The 14,819-nt window shown below is 53.1% G+C and carries 10 protein-coding genes; 5 read left to right on the top strand and 5 right to left on the bottom strand.

Annotated elements, in window-relative coordinates; translation table 11 throughout:
* Positions 1 to 63: 63 nt before the first annotated feature.
* Complete coding sequence (locus BM155_RS17505; RefSeq protein WP_067153307.1) at positions 64 to 1,131, top strand: DNA-binding protein; 1,068 nt, start codon at positions 64 to 66, stop codon at positions 1,129 to 1,131.
* A 21-nt stretch (positions 1,132 to 1,152) separates the two neighbouring features.
* Here BM155_RS17505 and zigA read toward each other — a convergent pair whose 3' ends face one another.
* Complete coding sequence (zigA, locus tag BM155_RS03210; RefSeq protein ID WP_067153305.1) at positions 1,153 to 2,346, bottom strand: zinc metallochaperone GTPase ZigA; 1,194 nt, start codon at positions 2,344 to 2,346, stop codon at positions 1,153 to 1,155.
* 369 nt (positions 2,347 to 2,715) lie between these two features.
* Here zigA and BM155_RS03205 point away from each other — a divergent pair, with 369 nt between their 5' ends.
* The 4 genes from BM155_RS03205 to BM155_RS03190 all read left to right on the top strand — a co-directional run bounded on the left by BM155_RS03205 (position 2,716) and on the right by BM155_RS03190 (position 7,501).
* On the top strand, positions 2,716 to 3,183 hold the full coding sequence (locus tag BM155_RS03205) for a Fur family transcriptional regulator (RefSeq protein WP_067153303.1): 468 nt from the start codon (positions 2,716 to 2,718) through the stop codon (positions 3,181 to 3,183).
* The gene (locus tag BM155_RS03200; protein ID WP_067153301.1) at positions 3,184 to 4,185 is read left to right on the top strand and encodes a CobW family GTP-binding protein; all 1,002 of its coding nucleotides are present in this window, start codon (positions 3,184 to 3,186) and stop codon (positions 4,183 to 4,185) included.
* 359 nt (positions 4,186 to 4,544) lie between these two features.
* Complete coding sequence (locus BM155_RS03195; RefSeq protein WP_175487746.1) at positions 4,545 to 6,908, top strand: M1 family metallopeptidase; 2,364 nt, start codon at positions 4,545 to 4,547, stop codon at positions 6,906 to 6,908.
* 95 nt (positions 6,909 to 7,003) lie between these two features.
* Complete coding sequence (locus BM155_RS03190) at positions 7,004 to 7,501, top strand: DUF6702 family protein (protein ID WP_074901065.1); 498 nt, start codon at positions 7,004 to 7,006, stop codon at positions 7,499 to 7,501.
* Positions 7,502 to 7,833: 332 nt separating this feature from the next.
* Here BM155_RS03190 and BM155_RS03185 read toward each other — a convergent pair whose 3' ends face one another.
* Genes BM155_RS03185 through BM155_RS03170 form a run of 4 tightly spaced genes read right to left on the bottom strand, consistent with a single transcriptional unit; the run spans position 7,834 to position 14,434 of the window.
* On the bottom strand, positions 7,834 to 8,142 hold the full coding sequence (locus tag BM155_RS03185; protein WP_074901062.1) for a DUF2149 domain-containing protein: 309 nt from the start codon (positions 8,140 to 8,142) through the stop codon (positions 7,834 to 7,836).
* A gap of 1 nt (position 8,143) precedes the next feature.
* Positions 8,144 to 8,641, bottom strand: coding sequence for a MotA/TolQ/ExbB proton channel family protein (locus BM155_RS03180; RefSeq protein ID WP_074901059.1), 498 nt, complete (start codon positions 8,639 to 8,641; stop codon positions 8,144 to 8,146).
* Entirely contained in the window at positions 8,628 to 12,500 is a 3,873-nt protein-coding gene (cobN, locus tag BM155_RS03175) for a cobaltochelatase subunit CobN (RefSeq protein WP_074901058.1), read from the bottom strand. Before cobN ends, BM155_RS03180 begins: the two co-directional genes overlap by 14 nt.
* Before the next feature lie 8 nt (positions 12,501 to 12,508).
* Positions 12,509 to 14,434, bottom strand: a complete 1,926-nt coding sequence (locus BM155_RS03170) for a TonB-dependent receptor domain-containing protein (protein WP_083421065.1) — start codon at positions 14,432 to 14,434, stop codon at positions 12,509 to 12,511.
* Between the last annotated feature and the right edge of the window lie 385 nt (positions 14,435 to 14,819).

Raw genomic sequence — 14,819 nt, 5'->3', positions numbered from 1 at the left:
ATTATAATTTAGTATGTAAATACATAATACGTATTATGGTACAAAATAATAGAAGGGCTTTGTATGGCGCGGGCAGGTATCAATAAGGTCCAGGTGGCGCGGGCTAGAGCCGCTTTATTGGCGAGAGGGGAAAATCCATCAATTGATGCAATACGTATTGAGCTGGGCAATACCGGCTCAAAATCCACCATTCACCGCTACTTGAAAGAGCTTGAAGCGGAGGAAAATACCCGGCTCGACGATGAGCAGCTGCTCAGCAAGGCTTTGCGGGAGATGGTGGCGAAGATGGCGGCCAAGCTGCGGGAAGAGGCTGAGGAAATCGTCTCGGCGGCGGAAAAACGCCACGCTGAGCGGGAGGCGCAATGGAAAAAGGAGCGCGTTGAACTCGAATCCGCACTCAAGGAGAGCCGTATAAACGTAGATAGGCTGAATCGCAGCCTGACAGCTACTCAGGCGTCGCTGGAGGAATCCGCTGCGTCATTACAAGCTGAACAGGTCAGAAGTCAGCGCTTGTCACAGCAGGTGGAAGGGCTGGAGGCGCACTTGGCAGACAAAGATGCTCACCTGAGTTCTCTGGAAGAGAAGCATCGACACGCCCGAGATGCGCTTGAGCACTTCCGCCAAGCCAGTAAAGAACAGCGGGAGCAGGATATCCGCCGACATGAGCAGCAGCTGCAGCAGCTGCAAGCCGAGCTGCGACAAGCCAATCAAACTGTGATCGTAAAACAGGAGGAGCTCACTCAGCTCAACAAGGACAACGCGCGCCTGCTCAGTGAACTGGGGGCAGCGCGCAAACAGATGGTCAGTCTGGAAGGCGCTGTTGAAAAGTTGGAGCATCAGCTGCCGCCACTGCAAAAACAGCTGAGCGACACCGAAAAGGCCCTCAGTGTAAAAACAAGTGAGCGGGACTTGCTGCGGGAACAGCTGGAGCGCACAGAGGGGCAATATCGAGAATGTGTGCAGCGGCAGCGCGCATTGGAGGTGACTCTGGCTGAAGCGCAGGCTAACCTGGCACATTGTCAGGCCAACTTGGCACATTATAAAGCGCTCGCGGAGCGCAAAAAGGCCGACCCCTCGGGGCCGGCGAAGACTGGGAGGATGGAGAAAAAGTCAGGGCGAAAGCGGGAATAAATGGCGATGCATCGTGAGAGCTCAGTCCCAGGCGGGGAAGGGGTCTGGCAGGCTTCGCCAGAATCTCTCACCGGCGGCGATTTCTTCATCGTTAAGGAGGCATGAGTCCAGCTGCTCTTGCAGCCAGGGTTGTTGCAGATTCTGGCCGATAAAGACCAATTCCTGCCGTCTGTCGCCGTAAGGTTCCCGCCAGTTTTCGAGAATATATTGCACTTGCTCGGGATTTTCCGGCCAGCGGTCACGGGGTACGGCACTCCAGAAATAACCTGCGGCGCCGTGTTGCGCTATGCCTCCCGCCTGGCTCCAGCTGCCGGCGTAGTCAGGGCGGCTGGCGAGCCAAAAGAAACCCTTAGAGCGCAGAAGCTTTCCACTGAGTGCCGGATGGTGGAAAAAATCGTACAGCTTTTGCGGGTGGAAGGGGCGTCGCGCGCGATAGGTGAAGCTCCGAATGCCATATTCCTCAGTCTCCGGGGTATGTTCGCCGCGCAGCTCCTTGAGCCAGCCCGGCGCCAGCTGGGCCTGCTCAAAATCAAACCGCCTGGTATCGAGGATCTTGGCAATAGGGACATTGCCGTTCTCCATTGGGATAATCTCCGCACGGCGGTTCAGGCTGCGCAATACCGCCTTGAGATCAGCCAGCTGTGAAGCGGTCATAAGATCTGTTTTGCTGATGAGTAGCAGGTCGCAGAACTCTACCTGTTCCGCCAATAGGTCGGCCACATTGCGCTCATCATCATCGCCAAGATATTCGCCGGTTTGCTTGAGATAGCGGGCCGCATGGTATTCCTGCAGAAAGTTGACGCCATCCACGACCGTGACCATATTGTCCAGGCGTGCCAGATCGGAAAGACTGTTGCCGTTTTCGTCGGCAAAAGTGAAGGTCTCTGCTACCGGCAGAGGCTCGGATATCCCGGTGGATTCGATCAATAAGTGGTCAAAACGCCCGTCCCGGGCCAGGCGGCTTACCTCTTCCAACAAGTCTTCGCGCAGGGTGCAGCAAATACAGCCGTTGCTCATTTCCACCAGCTTCTCCTCCCCGCGGTGGAGGTGAATCTGACTGTGTACAAGGCCGGCATCAATGTTGATCTCACTCATATCATTGACAATTACCGCTACACGTCTGCCGGCACGATTATTGAGAATACTGTTGAGCAAGGTGGTCTTGCCGGCGCCGAGAAAACCAGACAGCACTGTTACCGGTAAGCGATTATCCATCACTGTTGCCTCCCAAATTCTGGACATTTCATATGTTATAACATAACATTTGATGCAACACGACATGACTGTAAAGAGACTTAATGGCCCGATGACAAAACTCGGGTGGTGAAATGGGCATGTCAAAGCCGTCGGAATCACGGGGGTTGCGGAGTTATAGGGGCGTGCTCACACGTTTTCGAATCCACTGTCTGCGGACCCGGGAATCTAGGGAAACGCTCATGCGAATGAACGGAGGCTTTCTATTATGATAACCTCGAAAAGTCAGCCATAGTGGCATCGCCTTGGGGACTTTTCCTTAGGGCAGACAAACATTGCACAGCAGGTGAATCGCCACCTGGTGCGAAACAAGTTGAAATTAATAAATCCATGAATGCATCCGAGCTTAAACGCAACTTGAGTGCCGCGGAGCAAAGCTGCCGCATTTCCGGGGCCCGTCTGACCGAAAAGCGCAGAAACATCCTCACAGTACTGCTGCGCGCGAAAACGCCACTGTCCGCCTACGAGATTGCAGATCAGTACCGGGTCGATTTCGGTGAGCCGATTCCCGCCATGTCCGTGTACCGGATGTTGGATTTCCTGGTCGATGAGAATCTCGCGCATAAATTAAACTCGGAAAATAAATATCTCGCCTGTGCCCATATTGCCTGTGACCACCGGCATGAAACTCCGCAATTTCTCATTTGCAGCCGCTGCAGCAAAGTGCGGGAAATTGGCATTAAACCTGAAGTGATCGCTGCGCTGCGGGAGACAGTGGAAGCGGCCGGTTACCATTTGCAGACGTCTCAACTGGAACTGGACTGCCTGTGCGATGAATGCGGGCGGAGTGCGGCCTGAATGAAGATAGAAGACCCGATTCGCCAAGTGCCGGCCAATGTGATTACCGGCTTTCTGGGGGTTGGCAAGACGACAGCTATTCGTCACCTCCTGGACAATAAGCCCACCGGCGAGCGTTGGGCGGTGCTGGTGAACGAGTTTGGTGAGATCGGCGTCGATGGCAGCCTATTTGGCTCAGAAAATGACGGAGAGGTCTTTATCCGCGAAGTACCCGGTGGTTGTATGTGCTGTACAGCCGGCTTACCCATGCAGGTGGCTCTCAATCAGCTTTTGAGGCGGGCGAGACCCCAGCGGCTGCTGATAGAACCCACTGGCCTCGGTCACCCCCGCGAAGTCCTCACCGCACTTTCTGAGGCTGCATCCAGTGGGGTGCTGGATTTGCGCGCGACTTTGACACTCGTGGATGCGCGCTGTCTGGCGGATGAACGCTACCTGAGTAACGATACCTTCCGCCAGCAGCTGGAAGTGGCGGATCTGGTGGTGGCCAATAAATCCGATCTCTACGGTCCGCGCGACCTTGAAGCGCTTCGCCGTTTTCTTTCCAGCAGTGCGCACGGCCCTACTAAACCGCTAAAGGTGGTCGAGCAGGGCAGGCTTCTGCCGGAATGGCTGCATTCCCCCAGTGGTTTCACGCTGCCGCAGGCTCAAACGCACACCCATGCCACGCATCCGGAGATAAATGAGCAACCGATACCGGAATGCGGCTATCTACGTCTGGAGCACAGTGGCGAGGGCTTTCATAGTTGTGGCTGGCGATTTGATCCCACCTTGGTATTTGATTTTCACAAACTGTTTTCCCTAATTAGCGGTATCGGCGCGGATAGAGTTAAGGGCGTTTTTATCACCCAAGACGGGGTGTTTGGTTTCAATAAGGCGGATTCCGTACTGAGCGTTTTGGAGCTTGACGATATATCGGAAAGCCGCGTAGAGGTGATCGACGCGCAGCCGGGTGAGTGGACCCGGATGGAAAGCGCTTGGCTGGAAGCATTGAGTGCTGCCTGAGCAATCGGTCCACAGGTCTCTGACTAAACTGCGTGCGCGCTGTCGCTGGTATCGAGGCACTTTGCCGGTGGGATGAATATTTCAAAAACGCACCAGAAAGTGTTTGTAGCTCCGCCAGAATCGCCCTGTATCCGCCGACTTCGAAATGCCCATCCCGCCACTCGAGCAGGAAGTATCTTTGCGGCCAGGGCGCGAATGCGTCTGAGATTTCCTAAAGCCCTTATTCCCGCACAAGGCGGAAGGTATCCCCAGGGATAAACGGTTGCATCGCTGCGACAAATCACTTGCAGAAAAGTTTCGCGCCACTCTTCGGATGATACAATGTCTCCCTATTTTTTTGTAACTTTGATGATTGTGTGATGAATGTAAATTCACTCCGCCGCTGGGGAGCGGCAATCTTTGCCATGGCTGGGGTGAACCTGGCCATGGCCTCGGACCCCTTGAATGTCACCGGTGATAAGTTCCGGCAATTAGACGAACTCTTACCGACCCCCAATGCCTATCGCACCGCCTCTGGAGCACCAGGGCACGCCTACTGGCAGCAGCAGGCGGATTACGATATCCAGGTATCCCTTGACGATGACAAGCAGTTAATCACGGCTTCTGAAACGGTGACTTATACCAATAATTCACCGGATACCCTGCGCTACCTTTGGTTACAGCTAGATCAAAACCGATTTAAGCCGGACTCCATGGGCAATCTGGCAACGCCAGTAGACCTCGAGTCTATTGCGCCTGACACAATTCCTTTTGGCGTTTTTCGACGGCAAGTTGTAGCGGATGAATTCCCCGGCGGCTACCAGATTTCGCGCGTGGCTGACAGCAAGGGACGCGAGCTTGCCCACACCATCGTCGACACTGGTATGCGCATCGATTTGCCGAAACCTCTGAAGTCGGGAGAGCAAGTGCGTTTCCAAATCGACTGGAGTTATAAAGTCATTGAGCAGAAGGCGCTCGGCGGGCGCTCCGGCTATGAGTATTTTAAGCGCGACGACAACTATCTCTACGAAATCGCGCAGTGGTTTCCGCGCATGGCCGCCTATAACGATGTCAGTGGATGGCAGAACAAACCCTTTTTGGGGCGCGGTGAATTTGCACTGGAATTCGGCAACTATCGAGTCGCTATCAATGTTCCTGCCGACCACGTGGTGGCTGCCACCGGTGTTTTGCAGAACCCTGAGGAGGTGCTGACCCGGGAACAACGTGCACGCCTGAAAAAAGCGCGTACCGCGCAGAAACCAGTGATGATTATCACGAAGGAAGAAGCGCTCAAGAACGAAAAGAGCCGCTCGAAAAAGCGTAAAACTTGGATTTTTGAAGCGGAGAATGTCCGCGACTTTTCCTGGGCGTCCTCGCGCAAATTCCTGTGGGATGCACAGGGATATAAAAAAGGCGGGACCGATACCCTGGCCATGTCTTTCTACCCGGAAGAGGGCATGCCACTTTGGGATAAATATTCGACAGAGACCATCATCCATACCATGGATGTGTACAATCGCTATAGCTTCGACTATCCCTATCCCGTATCCATATCCGTTAACGGTCCTGTCGGCGGGATGGAATACCCGATGATTACTTTCAATGGCCCCCGGCCGGAAATCGATGACGAGGACCGAAGCAAGCGCACTTATTCGCGCACTACCAAATATGGACTGATTTCAGTCATTATCCATGAAGTAGGGCACAACTATTTCCCTATGATCGTCAATTCAGACGAGCGGCAGTGGACCTGGATGGATGAAGGGCTGAATACCTTTTTGCAGTTCCTTGCAGAGCAGGAATGGGAAGAAAAATACCCATCCCGCCGTGGTGATGCGCGAAAAATTGTCGATTATATGAAGAGTGATAACCAGGTTCCGATTATGACTAACTCGGAATCTATTCTTCAATTCGGCAATAACGCTTACGGCAAACCGGCCACCGCGCTCAACATATTGCGCGAGTCAATTATGGGGCGTGAGTTGTTCGACTTTGCGTTTCGCGAGTATGCCCAGCGCTGGAAATTCAAACGCCCGATGCCCGCGGACTTTTTCCGCACCATGGAGGATGCCTCCGGCATGGATCTCGATTGGTTCTGGCGCGGGTGGTTCTATACCACCGATCATGTGGATATCAGTCTCGACCAAGTGCGTCATTACACAGTAGGTACGAAAAACCCAGACATCGAAGGTCCCTGGAAACGGGAGCAGCACAACAGTGAGCCTGAGAGCATCACAGCAATTGAAAATCGGGCGCGTAAACTGCCCCGGATTGTTGATGCCAAGCCGGAGCTTGCGGACTTTTACAACAAACACGACGAGTTTGATGTATCCAATGCCGATCGCAACAGCTACCGGGATATGCTCGCTGGACTGGAAGACTGGGAAAGAGACATGCTCAGCGTGGAAAGCAATGTCTATGTCCTGGACTTCTCCAATATCGGCGGCTTGGTTATGCCGTTGTTCCTGCGTCTGGAATATGAAGATGGCACTGTGGAGGACCTCAGGATTCCTGCCGAGATCTGGGCAAAAAACAGTCGTAAAACCTCCAAAATGTTAGTGCGGGATAAAAACAAGATTCTAAAATCAGTCATTCTTGATCCGCACTGGGAAACGGCAGATGTTAATGTGGAGAACAATTACTACCCACGCCGTATTATCAAGTCGCGCCTTGAGCTATTTAAAGAAGAGAAACGGCGCAACCTCATGAAAGACTGGGACACTGAACTAAAAGAGAAGGGCTGACCTTCTTTTCTGTGAGCCTCCAGTTGTACTGACGCCAACTGGGGGCTCCCGTTCCCAATCATCTCCTCATATCCTGATAATCCCGGTGACACCCCATGAAGATTCCTTTTTCGTCTTTCATCTTCCTAGTGATATCGATGGCTTTTTCTCTGCATGCGCAAGCGCACCGATATCACTTTGGTCTTACTGAGCTTTCAGTGAATAAAAGAACACAGATGCTGGAGGTTTCCCATCGTTTTTTTGTTGCCGACATGCAAAGAGCGCTGTCACTCAATGCGGATAAGGATCTCAAGGATGTACCAGCGCAAATCGAAAAATATATCAACGCTCGATTCCAGATACGGGACGAAAAGGGTACAGCCTTAAAACCTGAATGGGTTGGTATGGAGGCAGATGTGCATAACATCTGGATCTATCAGGAAGTCCCTCTAGCGGATATTCAGGGCAACCAACTGACAGTGCGGCAATCCATGTTGATGGATATTGAGCGAGATCAAGTAAATACCCTCAATGTAACCAGTGGTGGAAAAACGACCAGTCATACACTCACGCCCGGTGCCAACCAGGTGCTAGTGGACTTGCAGGTTCACTAAAATTTTCCTCAATATTACGCTGAGATTTAAGGAACCTCTGATTAAGTCACTTTCTGGTGGCAGAGGCGCTTCGGGGCGGGTGTGAAGCTCAGGTGATAGGACGGATATTTCGAAACCGTCGGATACAGGGGTGTATCCATCGGAACTGGAGGGAGGTACTCGTGAGTTTTCGAAATGTCCGTCCTATTGCTTGAGCGCCCCGGAAGCTACCATAGTGTTCACGCGAATTAATCATAGGTTCCTTAAATCATAGGATGGCAAGCATATATGCTTGCCATCCAGGGCATACTCTGTTTACCCCGCAGGAGACGGTCGAGTGCATATTTCCCGTATTACTCGGGAACATAAATCATCTTGCCATTCGAGAGCTTGTAAGTGACGCCAGCTTTGATACCGTCGCCTTCGCCGATAGCTCCATCACTTTCATATCTGGTTAATTCTTCGCCATTTTTGATCGTAATTTTCATGTTCATTTCCCCGGGATTTTCAACTACCACCACGTTCTTATTGGAAAAAGGATTCAGGGGGTTTCGGACCACAATGATCAGCAGGATGACGACAATTACCAGAAACAAATCGATTAGATTGACTACTGACAGAATCGGATCATCATCTTCCTGCTCCAGAAAACGCCTTGCCACTTTATACCCTCCCTCCTGCGCTTGGTTCGCTATCCTGCTCAATCATGCGCAGTTCCTCAAACAGCCAGCGGCGGCGGATATTCAGTATCACAAAGCTGAGGCTGGCGGTGATCAGTGCTAGAGTCACACCGGAAAAGGCGACAACCATATTACTGCCGACAGAGGTGGTGTCGTTTTCCGAAAGGGCCAGCAATGCGGGCCCCATAGGGATTAAAGTCGCCACCAGTCCCAGCATGGGCGTAACCCGGGAAGTGAGCCGCAACAATTCCAGTTTACGCATGATAAACAGCTCCAGATCATCGCTGTGCTTTGCAGCCTTCCTTGCATAGGCACTGAGCTCTGTTCTCCGTACCCCCTTACGCATTAGCCAGGCGTCGGTGAGCAGGGCCCCGAAGGCGTAGAGGGTATATATCAGGGCGAGAACAATACACAGAAGAGACGGGGCTAAAAAAACCGCCGATACCTGAGATAAAACACTTTCCAAGTTACTGCTGAACATTCTCTGGCTCCAGATGATCAATGCCTAGTTTTTGGTAACGGATCAGCGTGCGGACAACGCCGAGGACAAAACTGCCGCAGAGCAAGAAAAAGAAAATCCACAGTGCCCAGCGGGTTTCACCTTGTGAGGCTGACTGCTCCATAACCGGCTCTAAAATCTGCCCCTTGACGTGGTTACCTTCATTGGGGCCGGCAGCCTCCAGGCCGAAGCCCGCTGCCTGCTGGCGGATAAATTCCACTGTTTTTTGCGCGTCGGTTTCCGCTCCCAGTTCATTGACCAACAACTGCCAGCGTTCGATCATTTCCCGCCGGGTCTGCTCACTGGCATCCCAGTATCCCTTGCGCACGGCCTCCATCATGCGCTCTATTAATTGTGCCTGGGCAGTAGCGTTGTGCTCCGCAAACCATTGGTTGAGCCCCAGCTTCCGCTCGTCCATGACATAGGTGTCGTGCATTGCCTGCCATTGATCTTCCCGCACCATGTTGGAATCCATGGCCTGCCAACCAAATAGATTGTTGACGACTTTCAGTATCTGTACTGTTCCCGCGTAACCCTCGACTTTCATGCCTTCAATCCATTGTGGATTCTGATAGCGAATGCGCATTTCATTGCTAAAAAATTGCTCTGCAGCGGTGATAGTCGCGGTTGTCGACCTGGCGTCGGAAACATAGAGTTGCGGGTGTTCTCCGCTGACTTTTTTGACCGCGGCGGAGAGTCCGCCGAGATACTCATAGGGATGATCGGTGGACAGGAGCCCGTGCAAATTGGAGGATCTTGAAAGCAACACAGCATCTACGTACCGTAACTGTGCTTCCAGCAACGCCAAGTCCTGAACCGGCATGCCCCAGTCTTCTTCTGTATAAATATAGGACTGGCTTTGAATAAAGGTATCGGCGAGCACGGCCTCATCTTCCCACTCCGTGGAGTTCATCGCCGCAACAGTTACACCTGTGCCGTAATCGCCTGGCGGATTACTGAAGATCCGGGCACTCGCATAACGGGCCGCTTCTGCATTGGTTAAGCCTTGTTCACGCAGTGATAACATCAACTGCCGGCTGTTGCGGGCAATGGTATTGCTATCGTCAGCCTCTTGCTGAGAAAGTATCCGGATCACCCGGGCTAATTTCTTCATAATGCCGTCAAATTGATCTCGGTAAACACTGGTGACTTGAATCACCGTGTCTATCCTGGGCCGCCCCAACTCCGCCTCTGGAATGATCGTAAGGCCTGTGACCCGACCGCCGCGGTCCCACTCTGGACGCACACCCAGCGCATGCATAATTTGCGCTTCGGTTATGCCCAGAGTCCGGATGGTTTCCGAAGACCAGAGAGAAAAAGCCAGTTTGTCCGGCCACTGCCCATTGTGCTTTTCCTGATAGTCCTTGACTAAGTCGGTAAAGGTTTTCTCGGCCGCGCGATAGGCTTCTGGACTGGGGACCTTGTTCGGGTCCAGTGCAAAAAGGTTGGTGCCGCTGGTGGTCTCCGGGTTTCGTACCGGATCTCCTCCCGGGCCCGGGGGAACCAGCTGTCCCCGCAAACCCGCCAGAAGTGATTCGATCTCACTGTTGTGGATGAGCCGGTCGTGAAAGGCTTGGGCCTTTTCCATCAATATCCTCAGGTTGCGGGAACCCGCGGCAGACGGCGATTTCTCACCGTTCAGAAAGGGTGCGAGGTATTGATAAGTGGGCTGGCCAAACAACGCATCATAGCTGGTCGCGTGAACCTCCGCGGGATTAATATCGAGAGCCTGGTAATAATCCTCTCCCAACTGCTGCATCACTGTGGCGATGCGGTACTTGAGCGGTGCGGACTCACCAAAGCTGTGCAGGCCAATGGGAGTACTGCTTTTTGCCAGCAGGTGCAGATGATCGTGGAGCAGGGGAAGAAAGGTGCTGTGTTCCCGGCGCATGGCTTCCTCGCTCCAGCCGAGATCGCGATGCAAATCATGCTGCATTACTTCGGACAATATCCTGTCAAATGTAGTATCACGTACTGCGCCCTTATCCAGTTGCTGATAGCGGTGTAACAAGTCGTGGATATCCCGAAGTTCATCGTATAGTCCGGACGGAGAAAAAGGGGGCGTCTGGTGGCTTATAACAGTGGCTCGACCGCGCCTTTTGGCTTGCATGGCCTCGCCGATATTGTCTTGAATGTATGGGTAGAATACGGGCACATTGCCCACCGCCAGGTTGGGGTAATCGTAAGCCGACAGGCCCCGGTCCTTGCCCGGCGTCCACTCCTGGGTGCCATGGGTACCCAAGTGAATTAAGGCATCTGCGGCAAAGTGCTCACGGAGATAGAGATAAGTTGCCAGGTAAAAGTGCCCCGGCGCCTGGTGTGTATCGTGAACCCCCTCTCCGGGGCGGTCGGCACGGGGTGGCTGCGGGAGTAGGGCGAGTTTACCCGCCCGCGCCAACGGTATCACAAAGTAATCCGCACCGTTCAGGCGGCGGTAGGCCCAGTGATCTTCCGGCCTGCCCCAAGTATCTTGCAGCTCCTTACGGATTCTCGCCGGCAGCTCTTGTAACCAGTTGCGGTAGTCATCCAAGGGCAGCGTGACCGCAAGGCCATCTGCCAGCAGGGAATCGAGCTGTTCGGGGTGATAGTAGGCGGACAGTAACCGCTGTGCTGTGGTGATCAGCTCTTGCTCCCGAACGGGTGTCACGGCGTAGCCGCTTTCCTTCAGCGCGCGCAGAATATTTTCAATGCTGCGAGGCACATTCAGATTGGAGGCGGAAAGGTTTTTCGCTCCACTGGGGCTATTCCAGAACAACAGCGCGAGATGTAGCTCGTTACGCTCGGCATTGCGCAGGTGCGCCATGGCAAGAAAGCGGCCAATCAGCATCGATACCTGCTCTGGAATCGCTTTCGGTGTGCCCGTTTCCACCGCGCTTAATACCAGGGGGTCTGACATCCCCCAAGTTTCCGGAATCATCATCAGTGCCGCTGCTGACGCCGCGGACAGGCCCTGGGTGGCGTCGCGCCAGTGTTGTATGTCCCCGCTGCGATAATTGAGCCCCATTACTACGGGGATATTCAGAAGTTCCAAGTCCCGGCGGAGGTTTTCCCCCATCATGTGGGTGCTGTTTACCAGCATGACGGGGTTTGCATCGGCGATTAACGACGTGATGGGAGCGGGCGCATTACGGTCAAACCAGAATACAAGCGGTATGCCCCCAACCGACTCGACCGCCTGGATCAGATCGTCGTAAAAGGCGGTTTCGCCGTTGGAAACTGCCGAAGAAGCAATCGCAACTGCCATGACCGGAGCACCTATGTCCCAGCGATCAGCGCCCCAGGAAAAATAATTCTGGAGCCTCTGAAAGTATTCCGGCGCCTGAGGATGATAGAAGCCCGCCACGGGTAGTGTTTCTGGCAGGGGGACATCCGCTGTACTTTTCCCCATACACCAAGCCGCGATATACGCCATCATATGATGGAAATTATTTTGACCACCAGCTCTGTAGTATCCCCACAGAGCTGCCTTTACCTCGCCGGGCAGATGTTCCCCTGTAGGCTTTCCGCCGCCGATCGCAATCCAAGGAGTCGTCTCACTCTTTAGCGCATCGCCAATATAGGCCATTACCTGGGCACGATCGCCGCCGCGGGGAGTATCGATAATGACCAAGTCTGATTGGGAAAGCCAAGAGCGCGCGCTTCCCGGCGAGTGGCCGACGGTGAACCCCGTCAGTTCAATACCGTATTGCTGTGCAATTTCGCGTAGCCGGGAGATTTTACCTGGCAGCACAAAATCATTGGCCACCACACTGACCCGAATGGGCTTATCCATTTGGCTAAGTGCCCCACAGGGCAGGATAATGAATAGCAAAAAAATGAGATTTTTAGACGTAAACGACATGAATTACCTCAGAACTTTGCTCGCATTCCCAAACGAATTTCTCTCCCAGGCTCAGCCAGACTGTAGAGATCGGAGGAGTCCAGCAGTCGCTCATCGAATATGTTTTCAACGCCGGAATACAGCGTTAGCGAAGGTGTTAATTCAATATCCACATCGATATGGTGAAGATCATATTTGGGCGCATAGCGCTCGGAGCCCACATACTGTTTGCCGACAAACTCAGCCCGCCAGCGCAGTTGTGCAGAGTCCAAGGGAGACCAGGTCAAAATCAGGTTGCTGATGTATTGCGGCCGTTCCTCCAGCGGTTCTCCGCTATCCAGATCTTCGGTTTCCAGGTACGTATGATTGATGTCGACGTGCAGCGTATCGGTCAGTTTGCGGCTGAGCTCGAGTTCGAGTCCTCGAATCAGCGACTCGCTGACATTCTGATAGCTGCGCCGCTCAATGCCGCGTAGTCCACAGTCGGCATAGCACACAGTTTGCACAAGGTTCTCGAGCTGATTTTCATAGATCCTAGTGGCAATAAACCAAACGTTCCGCGTGTACTCAAAGCTGAGCTCATAAGTTGTTGAGCGCTCAGGTTCGAGATCCGGGTTACCTTCAACCCAAAACATACCGCCGGCGGCTAATACCCGAAATTCTCCAGACAGCTCCGTTAGGGAAGGGGCTTTAAAGCCCTCGCCGTAACCGCCTTTTAGGGTCCAGCTGTCATTGAGATGGTATACGGCGTACAAACGGGGATTGATCACTTGCCCGTAGTCCTCGTGGCTGTCGATACCGAGGCCAGAAACGATTTTCAGTGGAGCAGATAACCTCCACTCATCTTGCAGGAAGAGGCTCTTATGCGTTGCCGAGGATTCACCAATGGCGGATGACTCAGTGTCGAACAGTTTTTCGTCACGCAGTTGCCCACCAATGGAGAGATAGTGGCCTGAGGCCAGCGGTAGACCGAGGTGACCATCGATGATGTGGTCTTTAAGCGCTTGTGGACGCGTAGCAGATACACCATTTGTACGGAGATTTTTCCTTTTCAACTCAGCTTGGTAAGCATTGATTCTGGCGTGTCCCCATTGCCAGTCGCCGTAATAACTTAGAGCGAACTGTTCTCGCTCGATATCATCAATAGAGGTGTAGCCATTGGAGTAGCTAGCAACATCCCGCTCACGCTCATCGTCATTTCGACTGTAGGTAAACCGCAGTTTCTGGCCGTCGCGCGGAGTCCATAATAGGGAACCTTGTGCGGCTTTAGACTCTCTCCCTTCAATTTCTGAGATAGCCTCATTATCCTCCATTGGCAGATTGTCACGCTGGAAGTACTGTCCCGCCAGGGTAAACGCCAGCGTTTCTGCTATCAGAGGCCCGGAGTGATAGAAAGTGGCTTGATTTGTATTTCCACCGGATTGATCCAGGTTCGTGAGTGAGGCCGTTACTTCGCCGTGGTAGCTGTCGCCGGGCTCGCGGGTGATGATATTGACAACACCGCCCAGTGCATCGGCGCCGTAGAGAGACGACATTGGCCCGCGGACCATTTCAATTCGCTCAATAGCGGACTGGGGCAACCAGCTCAGCTCGTAGTCCGAGTGGGCAATGACACTGTTACTGGAGCTGATTCGGCGGCCATCGACCAAGTACAGCGTATGCTCGACCGGCATGCCGCGAATGCTGATGCCACGACGGGTCTGTCCCACGGAAGTGACGGTTACACCGGTCTGCGCGGTGAGTGCATCGGCTAAATCCTCGGCATCAATCCGGTTCAACTCGTCCGCCGTAACGACAGAAATACTGGCCGGCGCGTCTACAAGTTTGGATTCCTGACGGCTGGCTGTCACAACAATCGTTTCCAGCCCGGACGCTTCCACGGCATGTGCCGTTTCTGCGCATATCCCAAGTACAGAAAGGCTGACAGGTAGCAGCAAAAATATACTCTTGTTCATTATTTATACATTCTTTGGTGTGGATTAAGCGATCTGTGACGTCGCACTATGAGTGGGCGCTATTTGCACAGATTGGCAGTGCATCTTGTGCTGAGGCGCCTCATTCTTCATAAGGTAGATATGATATAACATTATAAAAAGGTGTGCGCCAGCATTGTGTGATTAATGAGCCAAAATAAATCTCAACCTAGGGAACCTCTGATTAATTCATTTCCTGGGGGCAGAGATTCTTCGGGAGCGGATGTGAAGCTCGGGTGATAGGACGGATATTTCGAAACCATCGGATACAAGGAAGTATCTGGCGGAGCTACAGGGAAGTACTCGTGCGTTTTAGAAATATCCGTCCTATTGCCCGAGTGCCCCGGAACCTACCATTGTGTTCACG

Origin of the sequence: Microbulbifer thermotolerans (genome assembly GCF_900112305.1) — a bacterium.
In the GTDB taxonomy this organism is placed as follows: Bacteria; Pseudomonadota; Gammaproteobacteria; order Pseudomonadales; family Cellvibrionaceae; genus Microbulbifer; species Microbulbifer thermotolerans.
Note: the sequence above shows the minus strand (reverse complement) of the source record. Positions and strands in the feature narration are given on the sequence as shown.